20 protein-coding genes are annotated in these 19715 nt (G+C 56.9%); 5 read left to right on the top strand and 15 right to left on the bottom strand.

The features are described 5' to 3' along the window. Window positions 1-368 precede the first annotated feature (368 nt). The 4 genes from AC0V6N_RS02310 to truB all read right to left on the bottom strand — a co-directional run bounded on the left by AC0V6N_RS02310 (window position 369) and on the right by truB (window position 4861). On the bottom strand, window positions 369-1052 hold the full coding sequence (locus tag AC0V6N_RS02310; RefSeq protein WP_486169978.1) for a spermidine synthase: 684 nt from the start codon (window positions 1050-1052) through the stop codon (window positions 369-371). A gap of 90 nt (window positions 1053-1142) precedes the next feature. Then, window positions 1143-3437: a polyribonucleotide nucleotidyltransferase gene (pnp, locus tag AC0V6N_RS02305; RefSeq protein ID WP_486169977.1), complete on the bottom strand. Its 2295-nt coding sequence runs from the start codon at window positions 3435-3437 to the stop codon at window positions 1143-1145. Window positions 3438-3656: 219 nt separating this feature from the next. Next, the gene (gene rpsO / locus AC0V6N_RS02300; protein WP_298468140.1) at window positions 3657-3926 is read right to left on the bottom strand and encodes a 30S ribosomal protein S15; all 270 of its coding nucleotides are present in this window, start codon (window positions 3924-3926) and stop codon (window positions 3657-3659) included. A gap of 11 nt (window positions 3927-3937) precedes the next feature. Continuing rightward, window positions 3938-4861 carry a tRNA pseudouridine(55) synthase TruB gene (gene truB / locus AC0V6N_RS02295; protein ID WP_486169976.1) on the bottom strand — a complete coding sequence of 308 codons (924 nt, stop codon included), beginning with the start codon at window positions 4859-4861 and terminating at the stop codon, window positions 3938-3940. Between the two features lie 207 nt (window positions 4862-5068). Between truB and glpD the strand changes: the two genes are divergently transcribed. Then, window positions 5069-6550, top strand: a complete 1482-nt coding sequence (gene glpD, locus AC0V6N_RS02290; RefSeq protein WP_486169975.1) for a glycerol-3-phosphate dehydrogenase — start codon at window positions 5069-5071, stop codon at window positions 6548-6550. Here glpD and AC0V6N_RS02285 read toward each other — a convergent pair. The 3 genes from AC0V6N_RS02285 to AC0V6N_RS02275 are packed head-to-tail and all read right to left on the bottom strand — an operon-like array spanning window position 6547 to window position 8423. Continuing rightward, on the bottom strand, window positions 6547-7263 hold the full coding sequence (locus AC0V6N_RS02285; RefSeq protein ID WP_486169974.1) for a site-2 protease family protein: 717 nt from the start codon (window positions 7261-7263) through the stop codon (window positions 6547-6549). The two genes, glpD and AC0V6N_RS02285, sit on opposite strands and share 4 nt — an antisense overlap. Window positions 7264-7291: 28 nt before the next feature. After that, window positions 7292-7855: a GNAT family N-acetyltransferase gene (locus AC0V6N_RS02280; RefSeq protein WP_486169973.1), complete on the bottom strand. Its 564-nt coding sequence runs from the start codon at window positions 7853-7855 to the stop codon at window positions 7292-7294. Further along, window positions 7848-8423, bottom strand: a complete 576-nt coding sequence (locus AC0V6N_RS02275) for a thymidine kinase (RefSeq protein WP_486169972.1) — start codon at window positions 8421-8423, stop codon at window positions 7848-7850. The genes AC0V6N_RS02280 and AC0V6N_RS02275 overlap by 8 nt, the downstream gene beginning before the upstream one ends. Window positions 8424-8559: 136 nt before the next feature. On the opposite strand from AC0V6N_RS02275, the gene AC0V6N_RS02270 reads away from it, so the two are divergent. From AC0V6N_RS02270 to AC0V6N_RS02255, 4 genes are all read left to right on the top strand, one after another. Further along, window positions 8560-10185: an AbgT family transporter gene (locus AC0V6N_RS02270; RefSeq protein WP_486169971.1), complete on the top strand. Its 1626-nt coding sequence runs from the start codon at window positions 8560-8562 to the stop codon at window positions 10183-10185. Between the two features lie 46 nt (window positions 10186-10231). Next, on the top strand, window positions 10232-10810 hold the full coding sequence (locus AC0V6N_RS02265) for a YceI family protein (RefSeq protein WP_486169970.1): 579 nt from the start codon (window positions 10232-10234) through the stop codon (window positions 10808-10810). An 81-nt stretch (window positions 10811-10891) separates the two neighbouring features. After that, window positions 10892-11545, top strand: coding sequence for a carboxymuconolactone decarboxylase family protein (locus AC0V6N_RS02260; protein ID WP_486169969.1), 654 nt, complete (start codon window positions 10892-10894; stop codon window positions 11543-11545). Window positions 11546-11549: 4 nt separating this feature from the next. After that, window positions 11550-12083, top strand: coding sequence for a VOC family protein (locus AC0V6N_RS02255; RefSeq protein WP_486169968.1), 534 nt, complete (start codon window positions 11550-11552; stop codon window positions 12081-12083). An 8-nt stretch (window positions 12084-12091) separates the two neighbouring features. On the opposite strand, the gene rbfA is transcribed toward AC0V6N_RS02255, so the two are convergent. The 8 genes from rbfA to AC0V6N_RS02215 form a co-directional block, all read right to left on the bottom strand. Continuing rightward, window positions 12092-12499, bottom strand: coding sequence for a 30S ribosome-binding factor RbfA (gene rbfA, locus AC0V6N_RS02250; RefSeq protein WP_486169967.1), 408 nt, complete (start codon window positions 12497-12499; stop codon window positions 12092-12094). Window position 12500: 1 nt separating this feature from the next. After that, a complete protein-coding gene (locus AC0V6N_RS02245) occupies window positions 12501-13049 on the bottom strand; it encodes a DUF1697 domain-containing protein (protein ID WP_486169966.1) in 549 nt (182 codons plus the stop codon). Then, entirely contained in the window at window positions 13046-13492 is a 447-nt protein-coding gene (locus AC0V6N_RS02240; protein ID WP_486169965.1) for a PaaI family thioesterase, read from the bottom strand. Before AC0V6N_RS02240 ends, AC0V6N_RS02245 begins: the two co-directional genes overlap by 4 nt. 15 nt (window positions 13493-13507) lie before the next feature. Then, window positions 13508-16042 carry a translation initiation factor IF-2 gene (gene infB, locus AC0V6N_RS02235; RefSeq protein WP_486169964.1) on the bottom strand — a complete coding sequence of 845 codons (2535 nt, stop codon included), beginning with the start codon at window positions 16040-16042 and terminating at the stop codon, window positions 13508-13510. A gap of 89 nt (window positions 16043-16131) precedes the next feature. Further along, window positions 16132-16878 (bottom strand): DUF448 domain-containing protein, encoded by a 747-nt coding sequence (locus AC0V6N_RS02230; RefSeq protein WP_486169963.1) that lies wholly within the window; start codon window positions 16876-16878, stop codon window positions 16132-16134. Then, complete coding sequence (nusA, locus tag AC0V6N_RS02225) at window positions 16859-18517, bottom strand: transcription termination factor NusA (RefSeq protein WP_486169962.1); 1659 nt, start codon at window positions 18515-18517, stop codon at window positions 16859-16861. The genes AC0V6N_RS02230 and nusA overlap by 20 nt, the downstream gene beginning before the upstream one ends. After that, window positions 18517-19098: a ribosome maturation protein RimP gene (rimP, locus tag AC0V6N_RS02220; RefSeq protein ID WP_486169961.1), complete on the bottom strand. Its 582-nt coding sequence runs from the start codon at window positions 19096-19098 to the stop codon at window positions 18517-18519. Before rimP ends, nusA begins: the two co-directional genes overlap by 1 nt. A gap of 144 nt (window positions 19099-19242) precedes the next feature. Next, the gene (locus tag AC0V6N_RS02215) at window positions 19243-19656 is read right to left on the bottom strand and encodes a PilZ domain-containing protein (protein WP_486169960.1); all 414 of its coding nucleotides are present in this window, start codon (window positions 19654-19656) and stop codon (window positions 19243-19245) included. Window positions 19657-19715: the final 59 nt, after the last annotated feature.

Raw genomic sequence — 19715 nt, 5'->3', positions numbered from 1 at the left:
TTCGCGACGGGATATTGCGCGACGCCTAACCGCTGACGGGCCTCTTGCAGCAGTATCTCGTGATGTTGAACACAGTCGCTTTGCGCGCGCACGAACTCCGCCGATGCAGCATGCATCAAGGCTATTTGGTGATTGTATAGGAGTTTGTTGAAGCTCAATTTGCGTATCCCTAATGCGGGAGCGCAATTGTCTCTCAGTCGAAGAGGCGCATTAAGGCATGCTCCCGATAAGACTTAGGTGGGGATGATCGTTCCGGTTTACAAGCTATTGCCTGTGGCAAGTTGCCCAGTGCTTTTGGTCAAGAAGATTGGACATCGGTTTTCTCTGTTGGACACCGACCAAGCCTCCGATATTTCTACTCGCGCCCCTCACCGCACCTTTCGCCCAAACCAGATTGTGTGATGGGCACCTTTGTTGTTAGGCCGTGATCGCACGCTGCGTTCTTCAACGTCGAAGCCTGCCTCTTTCATGCGTCTGCGAAAGCCGTGATCGGGGGCGGCGGACCAGACCGAAACGATCCCGCCGACCTTTAAAGCATCGCGCGCTTTGCCAAGGCCGGTGCTGGAATAAATGCGATTATTGTCTGCTCGCACCATGCCATCCGGCCCGTTATCAACGTCGAGCAGGATGGCGTCGAATTTGTCGCAAGTCCCGTCATTTGCATCGTCGATAAGCGCTGCTACATTGCAGATCTTTAGATCAAGCTTGGGATCATCGAGGCATTCACCTGTAAGATCAGCCATCGGCCCTTGCGCCCATTCGATGATCTTGGGCGAAATCTCCGCGACTACAACCTCGCCACCCTCAGCCAGCCGCGCCAACGCAGCGCGCAGAGTAAAGCCCATGCCATAGCCACCGATCAGAATACGCGGAGTGGGATTGTCGAGCCGGTCGAGCGTCATCTCCGCCAACTGCTCTTCAGAAAAGCGCATGCGTGTGCTCATCAGCTCATTGCGTCCCAGCACGATCATAAAATCGCGCCCATGGGAGAAGAGTTCGAGCGTTTCGCCGTCTTGGATCTCGGCAGTGTCTAGGAGTTCGCGTTTGAGCATGTGCAGTCTTCTAAAGGGGCTTCGCATGAGTGCCAAAGAAAAAGGGCCGCTCTTACGAACGGCCCCTTCTCAATATTAAAGGTGAATGACTTAGTCCTTCAGGAAGTCGGGCATCGCTGCGGGGCCATCGCCGCCGCCATTGCCGCCCTTGTCGCCGCCCCGACCACCACGGTCACCGCCACGACCACGGCCACCGCCGCCGCCACGTGGACGACGATCACCGCGACCGCCCTTGTCACCGCGCGGTTCGCGTGGTGGGCGGGTGTCTTCCAGCTCTTCGCCAGTTTCCTGGTCAACGACACGCATCGACAGGCGGACCTTGCCGCGATTGTCGATCTCGAGGACCTTGACCTTCACTTCTTGACCTTCGGAAACAACGTCGGTTGGCTTTTCGACACGCTCGTTCTTCATTTCTGAGACGTGGACGAGACCGTCCTTACCACCCATGAAGTTCACGAATGCGCCAAAGTCGACGATGTTGACGACCTTGCCATTGTAGATTTTGCCAACTTCGGCTTCTTCAACGATGCCTTCGATCCACTTCTTCGCAGCTGCAATTTCGTCTGCATTGGAAGAGCTGATCTTGATCGTGCCTTCGTCGTCGATATCGACCTTCGCGCCGGTTTCAGCGACGATCTCACGGATGACTTTACCGCCAGTACCGATGATGTCGCGGATCTTCGACTTGTCGATCTGCATGGTTTCGATGCGCGGTGCGTGTTTGGAAACTTCGCCGCGTGACGCGCCGAGAGCTTCGGTCATCTTGCCCAGAATGTGCGCACGTCCAGCTTTCGCCTGATCCAGCGCCTGTGTCATGATTTCCTGCGTGATGCCGGCAACCTTGATGTCCATCTGAAGGCTGGTGATACCCTTTTCAGAGCCAGCGACCTTGAAGTCCATGTCGCCCAGGTGATCTTCATCACCCAGAATGTCAGATAGGACGGTGAAGTCTGTGCCTTCAAGGATCAGACCCATCGCGATGCCGGAAACCGGACGCTTCAAAGGAACGCCCGCATCCATCATCGAAAGCGAGCCGCCACAAACCGTCGCCATCGAAGACGAGCCATTAGACTCGGTGATGTCTGACAGAACACGGATCGTGTAAGGGAAGTCCTCAACACTTGGCAGAACCGGGTGCAGCGCGCGGAAAGCGAGCTTACCATGGCCGGTTTCGCGGCGGCTAGTAAAGCCAAAGCGGCCCACTTCGCCGACCGAATAGGGCGGGAAATTATAGTGCAGCATGAAGTTGCTGTATGAGAGGCCTTCGAGCCCATCGATCATTTGCTCAGCGTCTTTGGTGCCGAGCGTGGTGGTGCAGATCGCCTGCGTTTCACCGCGGGTGAACAGCGCTGAACCGTGGGTGCGTGGCAGCAGGCCAACCATCGCCTCAATCGGGCGAACTTCATCGGTCTTACGACCATCAATGCGCTGACCATCCTTAAGGATCGCCTTGCGAACGATGTCGCTTTCCAGCTTCTTCACGAGCTTCAGACGGCCCATATATTCAGCCGGATCGCTCTCTGCGAGGTCAGCGTAGTGATCGCGCGCCTTTTCGCGGGCCGCATTCACAGCGTCCTGACGGGCCGATTTGTCGGTGATTTTGTAGGCAGCTGCCAGATCATCACCGATAACACCGCGCAGCTCTTCCAGAGCAGCGCTCTTGTCTTCGACAGGAGCAAGCTCCCAAGGATCTTTCGCAGCCTGTTCAGCCAGATCGATGATCGCGCCGATAACCTTGCGGCTTTCCTCGTGAGCGAACATCACCGCGCCGAGCATTTGCTCCTCGGTCAGTTCTTTCGCTTCGGATTCGACCATCATCACCGCGTCTTGAGTAGCAGCGACCACGAGGTCGAGATTGCCTTCTTCGCCCAGCGCATCGGTGATGGTTGGGTTGAGGACGTATTCGCCATCATTGTCAAAGCCAACGCGCGCTGCGCCGATTGGGCCCATAAATGGCAGGCCAGAAATCGTCAGAGCAGCAGAGGCAGCGATCATCGCAAGGATATCTGGCTCAGTCTCACCATCATAAGAGAGAACTTGGCAGATCACGTTGATTTCGTTGTAGAAACCTTCTGGGAAAAGCGGACGACAAGGGCGGTCGATCAGACGGCTTGTCAGCGTTTCCTTTTCAGTCGCGCGTCCTTCGCGCTTGAAGAAGCCACCCGGAATACGGCCAGCGGCTGAGAATTTCTCTTGGTAGTGAACGGTCAGCGGGAAGAAATCTTGGCCTTCCTTCACTGATTTTGCGGCGGTCACGGCGCACAGCACCACGGTTTCGCCATAAGTGGCCAGAACAGCGCCGTCGGCTTGACGGGCAATACGGCCTGTTTCCAGAGTGAGGGTTTTTCCGCCCCACTCCAGCGATACGGTTTTCGTGTCGAACATTGATTTTCCTTTTGAACCCGCATGACGCCTGATTGCGCGGCGGGGCCTACATGTGCCGGGGATTCCGTCCCGGTCCGGTGTGGGGCGTGCTTTTCAAAGCCCCAAGGCCGATCCGCCGAATTGCAGATCATGCCCCTACTTTTTTGGCGCTGCCCGTTCATTGAGCTTACGCGCCATATACGAAAAGGCGGCCCACTTTGGAGCCGCCCCTCGAAACTCTTACTTACGCAGACCCAGTTTCTGGATCAGGGCGTTATACCGCTCAACGTCTTTCTTCTTAAGATAGGCGAGCAGGTTACGGCGCTTATTGACCATCATCAGAAGGCCGCGGCGCGAATGGTTGTCTTTATGGTTGCCTTTAAAGTGATCGGTTAGGTTGCGAATACGCTGGGTCAGGATCGCGACCTGTACTTCAGGACTTCCGGTGTCACCCTTACCTTGGGCGTTGTCCTTGATGATCTTGGCTTTTTCTTCGGCAGTTACCGACATAATATTCTCTCTTACTCAGCGACATCGGAAAGGTTAAAGCCCCTCACCACTTTCGCGGTGCCAGCCTTGAGTTCCATCAGCGCTACCGGAACATTTTCCAGCATCGCACAATAGAGCCCATCGCTTTGGGGCAGTTCAGACAAGACCCGGCCCTGTCGGACCGCCTGCGCGTCTGTCTGAGAGAGTGAAAGGGCCGGGATGTCGTCCAGCCCTGCCTCCAACGGCAGGAGTAGGTCAGATAATTGCGCGCCATTAGCGATTTCGTTCAATTTGTCCAGCGAAATCGCGTGGGTCTGGAGGAATGGCCCGGCTTTTGTCCGTCTAAGGTAAGTGACATGGCCATAGGTTCCAAGGGCGCGGGCAATATCGCGGGCAAGCGAGCGAATATAAGTGCCTTTTGAAACATGGGCGGTGAGGGTGATTTCACTCTCTTTATCGTTCGCGCCGGTCACGCCAAGCGCATGGATTGTCACTGCACGCGTTTTAAGCTCCACAGCCTCCCCAGCGCGCGCCAGATCATAGGCACGCTTACCATCCACTTTCAGCGCAGAATACGCGGGCGGCACCTGTTCGATTGGTCCGGTGAACTGAGAAAGGACGGCTTCGATGTCGGCTTGAGTGGGTCGGAAATCAGAGCGCTCGATCACCTCGCCCTCAGTATCGAGAGTGTCTGTTTCCTCACCAAAGCGGATCGTGAAATCGTAAGTCTTACTTGCATCAAGCATCCGCCCGGCCAACTTGGTCGCCTCACCTAAGGCAATCGGCAGCACTCCTTCAGCCAGCGGATCAAGCGTCCCGCCATGCCCCACCTTCGTCTTGGCATAGCCCCCTTGGCGCAGATTACGCTTCACCGCTGCAACAGCCTGTGTCGAGCCAAGGCCCCGTGGCTTATCAAGAATGATCCAGCCATTGGGTGGAGGTTTAAGGTCGCTCATGTTTGGTGCGCTAGATGCTCGAGGCATCGGCCTCAAGCCTTTGTGCGTGAAGCGCTACAAAGTTCCGTTCAATTGGGACGCCATGTGTAATTTGGGCGCGCAACTTCAATACTTTCAAACTAAAACGGCAATTAGCTGGAGTTTTTGGTCAATTCGATCGGTTGTCTCTGGCCAAACCAATGCGACTTCGCCAATAGGTTGAGCGCGATGCAGGACATATATGACCTTCTGATAATTGGCGGCGGGATCAATGGCGCAGGGATTGCGCGCGATGCCGCTGGGCGGGGCCTGAGAGTGTGTCTGGTCGAGAAAGACGACCTTGCGAACCACACATCGTCTGCCTCTACCAAGCTGGTCCATGGTGGCCTGCGCTATCTGGAACACTATGAGTTCCGGTTGGTGCGTGAGAGTCTGATTGAGCGCGAGCGTTTGCTGGCGATTGCGCCGCACATTATCTGGCCGCTGCGTTTCGTGTTGCCGCACGACAAGGGGCTGCGGCCCAAATGGATGCTGCGGCTTGGACTGTTCATGTATGACCATTTGGGCGGTCGCAAAATCCTACCACCGACGCGCGATGTGAACCTGCGCGATGCTCCGCATAGCAGCGTGCTGAAAGATCGACTGACGCACGGATTTGAATATTCCGATTGCTGGGTCGAGGATTCGCGTCTCGTCGTGCTCAATTGCATGGATGCCGCTGAAAACGGCGCAAGCATCCGAACGCGCACAGAATGTATTGGGCTAGAGCGCGCAGGCGATACTTGGAGCGCAACTCTACGCACCAGCGTTGGCGAGGAAACGATCACTGCCAAAGCGGTCGTCAATGCGGCTGGCCCCTGGGTCGACAAAGTGCTGGGCCGCGCCCTCCCGGATGAAGCGCATGCAAATCTGCGCCTGGTTAAAGGCAGCCACCTGATCTTCCCCAAACTGTTCGAGGGCGATCATTGCTACATCTTCCAGAACAAGGATGACCGGATCATCTTTGCGATCCCCTATGAGCGTGACTTCACGCTAGTGGGCACCACCGATCAGGCGTTCAAAGGCGACCCGTCAGGCATCGATATCAGCCCTGAAGAGGCGAGCTATATTTGCGACGCGGCCAATGAATATTTCAAGACCTCGCTGACGCCAGAGGGTGCCGTGGCAAGCTATGCCGGTGTTCGCCCGCTTTACGAAAACAATGCGGCAAGCAATTCAACCGTCACACGCGATTATCAATTTGAGTTGGAAGATGATGGCCCCGCCCTGCTCTCCATCTTTGGCGGAAAGCTGACAACCTATCGCAAGCTTGCCGAACATGCGCTTGAAAAACTTGAGGTTGGCGGCACGTCTTGGACGGCAGACAAGCCCCTGCCCGGTGGCGATATCGACCCAACCAAATTTGACGCCTTTGTTGAGCAGCAAAGCGCAGTCTATCCGTGGCTAGCCCCCGAAACCGTGCTGCGCCTTGCCCGCGCATACGGCACGCGAATGGACCAAGTGATCGGGGATGCGCAAGGCACCAATGATATGGGCGCGCATTTGGGCGGCGATGTCTATGCGCGTGAACTCGAATATTTGGTGCGCGCGGAGTTTGCTACCACTGCCGAGGACGTCCTGCGACGACGCTCAAAGCTCTATCTTCACCTCACGCACGAAGAGCAGGCTCGGGTTGAGCAGTGGTTCGAGCAAGTTCCAGCTACGGTCTAAAAGATACCCGGATTGTAATCGACTAGGCCAAACAGCCCCGTCATCGCCCCTTCGACCAGCGGCCAAATGGTCACTTGCAGCCAGCCGGTGCCAAAGATCCAGCTATATCCAATCACGCCCAAGATCAGCAGCATTCCCCAGCGTTGCAAGCGATACCAGTGGTAACGCAGCTTGTCCGGCAGCAGCCCGCCAACAATATGTGACCCATCGAAGGGCGGAATAGGAAGCAGGTTAAACAGTCCGATAAACAGGTTGATCAGCACGAAATAGAGCAGCCCGCTTTCCACCCATTGCACATTGCTGGCAGCATCGGTGATAAGCGGCAGGATGCCGACGATGGCGCCCACTCCTACCCCGTCTCCGAAAGCGCCGAGCAGTAGGGTGCCTGTGATTGCCAGCGCAAAGTTCACCGCCGGCCCTGCCGCAGCCACTGCCATCATGCCAAAGCGCGGATTGGAAAGCCGCATCCGATTGACCGGCACTGGCTTTGCCCAGCCAAACGGCGGTCCACCCATCAGCGCCAGACCACCGGGAACCAGCAAAGTCCCAATCGGGTCAACATGCTTGATCGGATTGAGTGTCAAGCGGCCAAGGTCACTTGCGGTGGTATCGCCCAAGGACTTTGCGGCGTAGCCATGGCCAACTTCATGGAAAACAATCGCCATAATCAGGCAAGGGACAAGCACAGCGGCGACGATAAGGGTTTCGAGCATAGCCTATAAGTAGGAAGCCGAATGCGGCTCAACCAGTCCACTCATCGCGCAGCAGCCCAAAGACAGCTGTATCGCGGCGATATCCAGTCCAGGTGACCATGTTCTGTCGCAGGGTCCCCTCCTGACGAGCACCCAGCTTCAGCACCGCCGCCATAGAGCGCGCATTGCGGGTGTCGACGCGAAATTCGATCTTTGAAAACCCGCAGGCAAAGGCGTGTTCGATCATCACCTTTTTCATCGCGCGATTGAATGGCCCGCCGCGTTTGTCTGGATGAATATAGGTGCCGCCAATCTCAACCACGCCGAACATATTGGGACGGATATAGCTGGTCATGCCGACCACTTGATCATCAGTTGCATCAGTCACGGCGAACATCAAAAAGTCAGTTGTCGCCCGCATCATCGCCAAAGATGTCTGGAAGCCCTCGCCTGCGAAATTCATCGGGTAAATGTCCCACACTTGCGGGTCGGCAGCGCAGGCAATGCGCAATCCTTCGACATGATGATCTTCAAACGGTTCGAGCCGAACGGGCCTCTCTTCAAGCACCTGCAACAAGTCGCCGGGCCTAAGATCGGGGGTAGCCTCAGCCACCGAGCGCCTCGCTGAAGTGTTTGCGGCATAATGCCACATAGCGATCATTGCCGCCCACTTCGGTTTGCGCGCCTTCGCTGACCGCGCTGCCATCTTCGCTGACCCGCAAATTCATGGTCGCCTTTCGCCCGCAATGGCAAACCGCCTTCATCTCCACCAAGGCATCAGAAATTCCGAGCAAGACCGAAGATCCGGGAAACAATTTGCCCTGAAAATCGGTGCGAAGGCCGTAACAAAGCACCGGAATGCCAAGCTCATCGGCAAGCCCTGCAAGCTGCCAGACTTGAGCTTCTGACAGGAACTGCGCCTCGTCCAAAAGCACGCAATCGAGCGGTTCGACCCTGTGCGCATCCTCCACTTCGGCGCGCAAGTCGGTATCAGGCGTAAAAAGATGCGCGCCCGCCTCCAAGCCAATCCGGCTGCGCACTTGCCCCTCTGACCGCGTATCAAGCTCAGCTGTCCAAAGCATCGTGCGCATTCCGCGCTCGCGATAATTGAAGTCCGCTTGCAACATCGAGGACGATTTCCCCGCATTCATGCTGGCATAATAGAAATAGAGCTTGGCCATGGCGCATGCCTAACGCGCAGGCCTTTTCCTTTCCAGCGCGCCTGTTGATGACTCGGTTCATTAATCCCCATGACAGGCGCAATCGGCAATGCTAGCCCTTCGCCCTTGAGGGATTTGATAACGGGGATTGAAGATTATGGCATCGGCCGCCGACGCGACCACGACGCAAGGAATGACGGGATTTTTGGGATGGGTTGAACGCAGCGGCAACCGCCTGCCCGACCCTGTCTTCCTATTCTTCTATCTGATCCTCGCACTCGTTGCGATTTCCGTGATTAGTGAACTGCTCGGCGTTTCTGCCCTGCACCCCACCAGCGTAGACGAAGCTGGCTCTCCTGAGCGAATTGCGGCGATGAGCTTGCTTGCGCCTGAGAATATTCAGAAACTCTGGGTCGAAATGCCCAAGACCTTCACCCACTTCCACCCGCTTGGCTATGTGCTCGTCGTAATGCTGGGTGCAGGCGTGGCGGAGCGTTCGGGCTTTTTTGCAGCGGGCATGGCAAAGGCGGTAAAATCTGCGCCAAAGGCACTCCTTACTCCTGTGGTGGCCTTGGTCGCCATGCTGGGCAACCACGCCGCAGATGCGGGCTATGTAGTGCTTATTCCGCTTGCAGGTATCCTGTTTGCCGCTGCTGGCCGTCATCCAATGGCGGGTATCGCAGCCGCATTTGCGGGCGTGTCTGGCGGTTTCTCTGCCAACATTTCTCCGGGTCAACTCGATGCGCTGCTGTTTGGCATCACCGAAGAAGCGGTGGGAGCCTCCGCGCTTGACCCGACATGGACCGCGAACCTTGCGGGCAATTGGTACTTTATCAGCGCGATGACTGTCATCTTCCTGCCGATCATTTGGTATGTGACGGACAAGATTATTGAACCGCGCCTCGGCCCGTGGACCGGCGGTGCGTCTGCCGGAGCAGATGGCGACAGTCCCGATCCCACCGCCGACGATGGCGGGCTGGCAAGCAAAGGTCTGCGCGCTGCGGGTCTTGCCGCATTGTTCGTAGTCGGCCTGTGGGCTCTGATGGTGTTCGGCCCCGGTACGCCGCTTGTGAATGAGGCGGCGTGTGATGGCATTCCTGCCGCTGACTGCTCAATCCACAGCCAGTTGCGGCCCTTCTACCAGTCACTCGTTGGCGCGTTCTTCCTGCTCTTCCTGCTGACCGGCTGGGCCTATGGCCGCGCGTCTGGATCGATCAAGAACCACAAAGACCTCGTCAATATGATGGGCGAGAGCATGAAGGACATGGGCTATTACCTCGTCCTCGCCTTTGCTGCGGCGCATTTCGTGGCGATGTTCAGCTGGTCAAACCTTGGCCTGATTTCAGCAGTCCACGGAGCGGCGGCGATACAATCAACCGGGTTGCCTTTGCCATTGGTCATTGGTCTGATGGTGCTGTTCGCGGCGCTGCTTAACCTCTTCGTGGGCTCTGCCTCGGCCAAATGGGCATTGCTCGCCCCAATCCTTGTGCCGATGCTGATGCTGCTTGGGATCAGCCCAGAGGGCGCAACCGCAGCGTACCGTGTGGGTGACAGCGCAACCAATATCATCACGCCGCTGATGGTGTACTTCCCGCTGATCCTGGTATTTGCGCAGCGTTGGCAGCCCAGCTTTGGGCTTGGTTCGCTCACCGCGATGATGCTGCCTTATTCGGTCTGGCTGCTGATTTCGGGCACGGCGCTGATAGTGCTGTGGTTCTATCTCGGTATTCCGCTGGGGCCTGATGCGCCGGTCGTCTACACGTTGCCATCCGGCGCAGGGTGAAACCAATCGAGCCATAATGGCGAATAGGGGATCAGGAGAGAATGAAATGATGACCTTGCTTAAACGCGCCTTATGGCTTCCCCTTTTTGCAGCCTTGCTGGCCGCCAACAGCGATGCGCCGGTGAGTTATCGCCTGGATGAGGGCAATTCGCTGCTCACGGCAAAAGTGCCATTCTTTGGCCTCTCCAGCAAAACCGCGACATTTCCCAAGATGCGCGGCACAGCGACGATCGTGGGCAACGATCCCTCTCGCGCTGAGATTGATGTGACCTTCGATGCGACTGCAATTACGGCGCCCGACACGGTTACGTTAAACCGGTTGAGAGGGGAGAAATTCTTCTGGGTCGAACAGCACCCTAGTATCCGTTTCACAGGCCGTTCGCTCAATATGACAAGCGCCACCGAAGGCTCAATGACGGGGCGGCTGACTGCGCGCGGTGTGACGCGAGATCAAACACTCAATGTCACATTTGACCGCAATCCGCTCACCTCCGGTGCAGGAAACCCGATCAGCTTCACCGCGACTGCTCGAATTGACCGCAGAAATTACGGAATGAGGAGCTTTCAACTAATCGTCGGCAACAAAGTCGATATTCGCCTGCGTGCCCGGCTGGTGCCGCGCTAAACGTTCGCTCAGTTGCTGCGCTGATTGCCAGTGCCGCGATCCTTGGGTAGCTTTTGCTAGCTAGAAAAGCGGAGACCGCGAATGCCCAGATTGCGTGAAGTTCCAAGTCACGAGCTAACCGATGACTACCTAAAGCACCTCTACGCAACTCTATTTGGGGATCGAGATCCGGTGGCCGAACCGGGCACTGCTACCGGTACACCCGGCAATTGGTGGACCGTGTTTGCGCAGGTGCCGGACGCGTTTCGGCATACGACCGAAGGGTTTGGTTTTTACCGCTCACCCAAACGCATGCTTGATGACCAATTGAGAGAGCTTGGCCAGACGCGCGCGGGATACTTGGTTGGTTCGAAATTTGTCTATTCCCAGCATATGAAAGCCGCGCGATTTTCGGGCCTTTCCGAAAAGCAGGTGCAATCCATAACCCATTGGTCCGTCGCCACCTGTTTCGACGCAAAACAGCGCGCCGTTCTGGCCTATACTGACGCATTGGTGCTGCAATTTGGCCGGGTGCCCGACGCGTTGTTTGATGAGCTAAAGGAGCAGCTCAGCGAAACTGAGATCATCGAACTCACCTACATCACCTGCACCTATATGATGCATGGCGTTATGAGCCGCGCGCTTCGCCTTGAATATGATGATGTGGATGACCGCGTCGTCGAAGTGCCCGCTCCGGAAGGCACGAGCGCGGACGTGATGGGCATGGTCGATAAACGCAAAGGTCGAAAGGGCTAGGACAATGGGCTATCATCATCTGGCATTGGCAGCGAAGAACATGGCCGAAATCCATGCTTTTTACGAAGGCGTAATGGGTTTTGAACTCGTCAAAGTCGAAATCGCCCCAATCATGGAAGGCGGATGGGGTAAGCACTTTTTCTACCGAATGGACAAAGACGACACCACATTCATCGCGTTCTGGGAATTGCATGATGTCACCGGGCAAGAGGATCACGAATTTGACCTCAACAAAGCTGCAGGCATGCCGCGGGGCACCAATCATTTCAGCTTCGATGTCTCCTCCAAAGAAGAGCTCGAGCAATGGCGCAAGCGATGGAATGCCGCTGGTCTGGATGTGCTCGAGCTGGATCACAATTGGTGCCACTCGGTCTACACTCGTGACCCCAATGGCAATATGGTGGAGTTCTGTCTGACCACGGGGAGCTTTACGAAAGGCGACCGCGAGCGCGCCATTTCGGCGCTCAAAGAGACAAAAATGAACCCCTCTCCTCCCCCGGCCATGATGAAACAATGGCTGGCAAAGGATGCGGCGTAAAGTCGGCCTTATTCTTCGTCCTCGGCCAAGTCTCGTGCAACCTTAGGATCGCGCAGCAGCGCCTCAATACGATCTGCTTCGGCAAAGCTTTCATCCTTGCGAAATTTCAGCTTGGGCGCGAATTTCAGGCCTAGCCGTTTGGCGACCTCGCGCTGGAGAAAGGCTGTGTTTTGCCGCAGCGCTTTGACCACCTCGTCCTCGCTCACTTCACCGAGCAAAGGCTTTACATAAGCGGTCGCGTTGCGCAGGTCCGGCGTCATGCGCACTTCGGTGACGGCGATGTTTGATGCGCTCACGACATCGTCATGCACCTCTTGGCGCGCGAGCAGTTCGGAAAGGATATGGCGTACCCGCTCGCTCACCTTGAGCACGCGGACGCTGGCCTGTTCTGCGGTGAAGTCGTCGCGTTTTGCCATCTCACATATCCATCTTGGACACGATGTTCTTGAGCGAGTTCATATTGCGCGCGGTCCCTTTGACCTTGAGGCGCCGCTCTAGCACCTTGTTCGAAAGGTCCGACACACCAACGCCGTGGACATAGTCAAGAAACAGAACTCGGTCACCCAGCGCAAGGCGTTCGCTACCCTTGCTCGCATGTTCTTCGATCAGCGCATCAACTGCGGTCTTATCAGGCTGTTGGCTGAGAAAGATCGAATGCACCATCTTGTCAGAGCCGTGGCTAGGGCCTGTGCCGTGAAACGGGTTTTCGTCAACCGCAGCCTGCACTTCATCGCGTGTGCGGACCATGGCGCAGCTTTTGAAGCCAAACTCGCGATCAATCACGCTTTCAAGCTGGATTTCGAGCGTGGCCGGATCGCGGTCATCTGTGAGGATGAGATTTCCACTCGCTGCAACGGTCACCAGATCCTTGAAACCCGCCTTCTCAAAAGCAGCCTTTAGATCGACCATCTTTACCCGGTTCCCACCAATATTGATGCTGCCCAAAAGCGCAAGATAGCGCGTCATGAGCGGCTCATACCCGTTTCGGTGGGCGATGGTCGCGGGGTCGGCAGCGCCGTGGATGTCGAACGGGCAAACAGTGTGCCGTCCTCGCCCAGCAATTCCCCTTCGAGAAAAACAATGCGATTGCCGCCCTTCACCACCCGGCCCTTGCCAATAATGACAGTGCCTTCAGGGATTAGCCGGATAAGGCTCATCGAAATCTCAAGATTGAGCGGTGCCATCTCGCCGCCCGTGGCCGCGACATAGGCATAGCCCATCACATCATCGAGATAGCCCGCAACCAATCCGCCCTGCACACCGCCGCGCCACGTGCACATTTCACGCTTCACGGTAAAGCGCATGGTCGCAGTGGCCGTCTCCTCATCAAAGGAAACGAATTCAGAACCAAGCAGGTTCGAATGCGGAGAGCCTTCAGCCCCTGCTTGAATTTGGCTTTCCCAGCTCATGCGTGATGTCAGGCCTTAGCCTACCTCCAGCTTACGCTCGCGCTCTTCGACTTCGAAGACTTCGAGCTGATCGCCCGGTTGGATGTCGTTCGTGTCTTCGAGAACCACGCCGCATTCGAGGCCTGAGCGGACTTCATCCACGTCATCCTTAAAGCGCCGCAGCGATGCGATGGTCGTGGCAGAGACAATGACATCTTCGCGGGTGAGACGTGCGAACAGGCCTTTGCGGATAACACCCTCTTCGACGAGGAGACCAGCGGCCTTATCCTTCTTGCCCGATTTGAAGACCTCTTTGACTTGCGCCCGGCCAACGACGGTTTCGATCCGCTCTGGGCCGAGTTCGCCGGCCATTTCCTTGGCGACGTCTTCGGTCAGGTGATAGATCACATCGTAATACATCATGCGAACGCCATCGCGTTTCACTAGCTCGCGCGCTTTCGCATTCGGACGCACGCCAAAGCCGATGATCGGCGCGTTGGAGGCTGCTGCCAGCGTCACATCGCTTTCCGTGATCGCGCCAACGCCTGCATGCAGGACGCGCGCTTTGATATCGTCGGTAGAGATATTGTGGAGCGCGTTGACGATGGCTTCGACGCTGCCTTGCACGTCCGCTTTGACCAGAACCGGCCATTCGATGACGTTGCTCGCCAGATTGTTGAACATCGTATCGAAGCTGGTTGGTGCAAGCGCAGTGCGCTTTTCTGTCGCCTTTTCCTGACGATAGGCAGCCACTTCGCGGGCGCGCTGTTCATTTTCAACCACGGTGAGCTGATCGCCAGCTGACGGCACACCGCCAAGGCCCAAAACCTCAACCGGCATGGATGGACCAGCTTCTTTGATCTGCTTGCCCTGATCATTGACGATAGCGCGCACACGGCCGCTTTCAGTGCCGACCACAAAGGTATCACCACGCTTCAATGTGCCGCGCGTGACCAGAACAGTTGCAACAGGACCACGGCCCTTATCGAGCTGCGCTTCGATCACGGTTGCATCCGCATCGCGATCCGGACGCGCTTTCAATTCCAGCAATTCAGCCTGAAGGGCGATTTTCTCAAGCAGATCATCGAGACCTGTTTTCTTGGTCGCCGACACTTCCACGTCCTGAACGTCACCCGACATCGCCTCTACGATCACTTCGTGTTCGAGCAAGCGGCTGCGGATATTATTTGGATCGGCTTCAGGTTTATCCATCTTGTTGATCGCAACGATCATCGGGACACCTGCGGCCTTGGTGTGATTGATGGCTTCAATCGTCTGCGGCATGATGCCGTCATCAGCTGCCACAACCAGCACCACAATATCGGTCACATTAGCACCGCGCTGACGCATTTCGGAAAATGCTGCGTGGCCCGGCGTATCGAGGAAGGTGATCTTCTGCTTGCTCTTGGTCGTGATCTGATAGCTGCCGATATGTTGAGTGATGCCGCCGGCCTCACCCTTGGTCACATTGGCACCGCGCAGAGCATCGAGCAGCGAGGTCTTACCATGATCGACATGGCCCATGATCGTGACGACCGGTGGGCGTTCTTTCAGGGTTTCTTCTGGATCGACATCCTCTTCAGCAACAATGTCGATATCAGCCTCTGAGACCTTCTCGATATTGTGGCCAAATTGCTCGACCAGCAGCTCTGCTGTGTCCTGATCTATGGTCTGGTTGACTGTGACCATCATATCGAGATTGAACAATTCTTTGACGAGGTCAGCGCCCTTTTCACCCATACGTTTGGCTAGCTCGCCAACCGTAATGGCTTCAGGGACGACAACGTCGCGCACTTGCTTTTCACGCGGCTGATTGCTGCCACCGCCTTGCAGACGGCGCTCTTTCTCACGCGCACGTTTAAGCGCGGCGAGGCTGCGAGCCCGGCGGCCTTCATCCTCGTTAAGCGCTTTGGTAACGGTCAGCTTACCAGAGCGGCGTTTGTCCTTGCCGCCGCTGCCAGTGTCCTTGGCCGCGCGCTTGTCTTCTTTCTTCTTCTTTTCTGGACGCTTGGGCTCAGGCCGAGCAATCGGTGTGAATTTGCGAGCCGCGGGCGCAGGTGTGCCTTTTTCAGCGGGAGCATCTGCCGCTGGTTCGGCTTCAGGTTCAGCGTTAGCAGCAGCTTCTGCGGCCTTGGCTTCTTCTGCGGCGCGCTTTTCGGCTTCTTCTTCAGCCTTGCGGTTTTCCTCAGCGCGCTTTTTCTCGTCCTCAGCGTTCTTCTTCGCCTTTTGATCGTCGCGCTTACGCGCTTCTTCGGCGAGCTTCAGACGCTCTTCCTCAGCCTCACGCTGCATACGAGCAACGCGTTCCTGCGGGGTTTCCGCATCGGCGGCCTTGGGTGCAGGTTTCTTGGGCGCAGGCGCTTTTGCTGCCGGAGCAGGCGCAGGCGCTGGTTCCGGCGCAGGTGGTGGTGGAGGCGGTGCCTCACCCGGTTTTACGAGTTTACGGCGCCGCTTCACTTCAACCGCAACCTTATTGGTGCGGCCATGGCTAAAGGTTTGCTTCACCTCGCCAGGCTGCGCGCCTTTGAGGCTCAGCGGTTTACGTGCCGGTTTTTTCTCTTCGTCGCTCATCTAGCTCGTATGTCCTTCAAATAATCTTGTATCGCGCCGTGCAGAATTGCCCCGCACGCATGCGTAAATTCGTATGTTAGGGCCGCATGTTAGGGAGGATCGCTCCCCATGAAACGTGACAAGCGTGTAATCGCCTGCCCTACCCGGCCCGATGCCGACGCAGTTGATGCCCCTTTGCGCCTGCCGGTTTGGCCTGAAACGCCCAAATGGACGACATTTTCGCGGCCCAATGCCACAGACAGAGCATCGCGGTCCAGTGGCAAGACACATCCGCGCTTACCCGAACCTTCTTCATCCAGCCCCACACGCCATGCCTGATCGAGCTTTTTGCGCCCGTCTTCGCTCGCATCACTCGCGTGTAACAGCATTTCAATTCGGCCTGTGCGCGCCTGCTCTTCGATCCGCGAAGAGCCGAGCACAATATTGCCGCCGCGCATTTCCAATCCCAAGCGATCCAGCGTGTGCCGGGTCAAAGCGGTTTCAACCTGTTGAGGCAAATCGTCCGAGTAGGAAAGCTTTGCGTCTTTTGGTCCGCCCTTAAACGCGCGCATCAATGCCCGTTTGAAATGGCCATCTGCCATGGCAGTTTCAAGCGCAGGCCGATCAGGCGCAATCCATGCGCCGCGCCCGGGAGCTTTGCCTGCAGGATCGGGCAGCACCTCGCCGTCTGGCGAAATGGCAAGCCGAATTAGCTCTTCGCGCGGGAAACTCTCACCCGAAAGCACACACTTTCGAACAGAGCAGGACCGCTCACTCCCGGAAGCCTTGTCGGCATTCTCGGGAGCTGGCGTCTCAGCGATGGCGGAACTTACGCGCTCATTGGGTGGAGTCCGCATCAGCGGCCTCCTCGGGTTCTGGCTCAGCAGGAGCCGCCGCAGCGGGCTCCTCGTCTTCAAACCAGTGCGCGCGAGCAGCCATAATGATCTCGTTGCCCTGCTCTTCGGTCAAACCGTATTCGCCAAGCACACCGCCTTTGTCCTGCTCGCGCTGCGGACGACGCTGTGGCGGACCATCAGTGTTGTTGCGGCGACGCGGTGCTTCACGCTTCTTCGCGATCAGTTCGTCAGTGGCGAGGTCAGCCAGATCGTCGAGCGTCTTGATGCCGGCCTTACCAAGAACCACCAGCATAGCCTCGGTGAGATGCGGCATAGTGGCCAGGTCATCCTCAACGCCCAGTTCGCGGCGAGCGGTGCGGTGCCCTTCTTCGGCGCGCTCAATCGCTTCCAAAGCACGGCTTTGCAGCTCTTGGCCCAGCTCTTCGTCAAAGCCTTCGATCGCAGCAAGCTCTTCGAGTTCGACGTATGCGACTTCTTCAAGCTCTGCGAAGCCTTCGGCAACGAGCAGCTGAGACAGCGTTTCGTCGACGTCCAGCTCTTCTTCGAACATCTTAGAGCGCTCAGCGAATTCTTTCGAGCGCTTCTCTGATGCCTCTTCTTCGGTCATGATGTCGATCTGGTTAGCCGTCAGCTGGCTTGCGAGACGCACGTTTTGACCACGGCGACCAATCGCAAGGCTGAGCTGATCGTCAGGCACAACCACTTCGATGCGGCCATCTTCTTCGTCGAGAACAACGCGGGCAACCGTTGCAGGCTGCAATGCGTTCACGATGAAGGTCGCCGTGTCTTCTGACCACGGAATGATGTCGATCTTCTCGCCCTGAAGCTCCTGAACGACAGCCTGAACGCGGCTACCTTTCATACCCACACAGGCACCGACCGGATCGATTGAGCTATCGTGGCTGATCACGCCAATTTTGGCCCGGCTGCCCGGATCACGGGCGGCGGCTTTGATCTCGATAATACCGTCGTAAATCTCTGGCACCTCCTGCGCAAACAGCTTGCGCATAAAATCAGGCGCGGCGCGTGAAAGGAAGATTTGCGGACCGCGATTGTTGCGCTCGACCTTAGTGATGAGAGCACGAACACGCTCACCCACACGGGCAGCTTCGCGAGGGATTTGCTGGTCGCGGCGGATCACGCCTTCGGCGCGGCCAAGGTTTACAATCACATGGCCGAATTCGACCGACTTGATCACACCGGTGATGACTTCGCCTGCGCGATCCTTGAACTCTTCGAACTGACGCTCACGCTCAGCATCGCGGACCTTTTGGAAGATCACCTGCTTGGCAGATTGCGCATCAATGCGGCCCAGATCAACCGGAGGCAGAGGGTCGACGATAAAGTCACCCAGTGCAGCGCCATCTTGCAGCTTCTGAGCTTGCTTCAGATCGACCTGCTTGAAGTAGTCTTCGACCTCTTCAACCACCTCAACAACGCGCCAAAGCGTCAAGTCGCCCGTTTGCGGATCGAGCTTTGCGCGGATGTCGTTTTCCGCGCCATAGCGGTTACGAGCCGATTTCTGGATCGCTTCTTCCATCGCTTCGATCACGATGCTCTTGTCGATCATCTTTTCGGACGCAACGGCGTTTGCGATTGCGAGCAATTCAGCCTTGTTGGCGGAAATGGCACTGGCCATCAGTCGTCTGCCTTCTCTTCGTTAGTGTCTTCAACAATATCTTCAGCGCCGCTTGTATCGAGCGGCTGTGTCGCAGCGATCAACGCGTCTGTCAGGACGAGCTTTGCGCTATGAATTTCATTACGGGGCAGACTGGCTGCGCCCGTCTTGGCGTCCTCAATCTGCACCATACCATCGCTGATGCCGGAAAGCTCGCCCTTATATGTGCGCTTGACCCCTGCCTCTTCGGCATAGCTCTTGCGCAGCACGATCCGCGCCTCGTGCCCTGCCCAGTTTGTGAAGTCTTTTTCACGGGTCAATGGACGGTCAATGCCGGGAGAGGACACTTCAAGATGATATGCGCCCTCAATCAACACTTCCCCTGCCTCTTCACGTGCGTCCATCGCGGCAGAAACACGGCGTGATAGCTCAGCGCATTGTTCGATCACCAGCTGGCCCGTGGCAGGGTCTTCGGCCATGATCTGCAAAGCATCTCCGCCATCGCCCGCCTCAGAAGGCATCATGGCAACGCGCACCAGTTCAAAACCCAAAGCCTTTGCTTCGGGTTCTACAAGCTTAGTAAGGCGCGCAATATCGCTCACGGATATCCTTCGTAACAGGCATATATGACAAAGCCGATCGGTGCCGGCCCCGGTTGGCGCCAGCCCCTTCAAAGTTTCGACGATGTCGGGATGAGTGAGCAGATAGGCGGGCCGACGCGGTTTGGCAAGCCTTCAAAAGGGGCGTTAGTCCAAACCCGTAACCCATGCTTGGACTTCGCGTCGTAACGCACGGTTGGTCTCGTTCTGAAAGCTCTCAGCATAGTGGCGCATCGCGATCACTTCTTCATCGCTGAGCGGCTCCTCAAACTTGATCCCATTTAGGCCGCCTCTCAAACCTCGCGCCCTGCGTATCACAGTGCCGAATTGATCAAGACTGGCGATCTGGAGGAAAATGTCTGCTCCTTCGCGCAACGGTTCCTCCAAGCCAACTTGCGCACCGGTCCGTGACAGGTCGATCAGGATGCAGCGCCGCGTTTCGCTGATTGTGACGATGCGCGCTGGCAAAGACAGCCGTAGACGCGGGGCTGCCCGCCGCCCCATTGGCAGCGCTTCATCGTCAAAGTTTCCGTCTTTTGATAGCGCAAAGGCCCGGTGCATAATGCAATGGGACTACGCAGATATGACCAATGAAAAATCAGGAGGTGCCTCAGGCTTAT

The sequence above is a fragment of the Erythrobacter sp. S57(2025) genome (assembly GCF_057365055.1).
The sequence above is the reverse complement of the archived record's forward strand: the minus strand, read 5'-3'. Positions and strand labels throughout refer to the sequence as shown.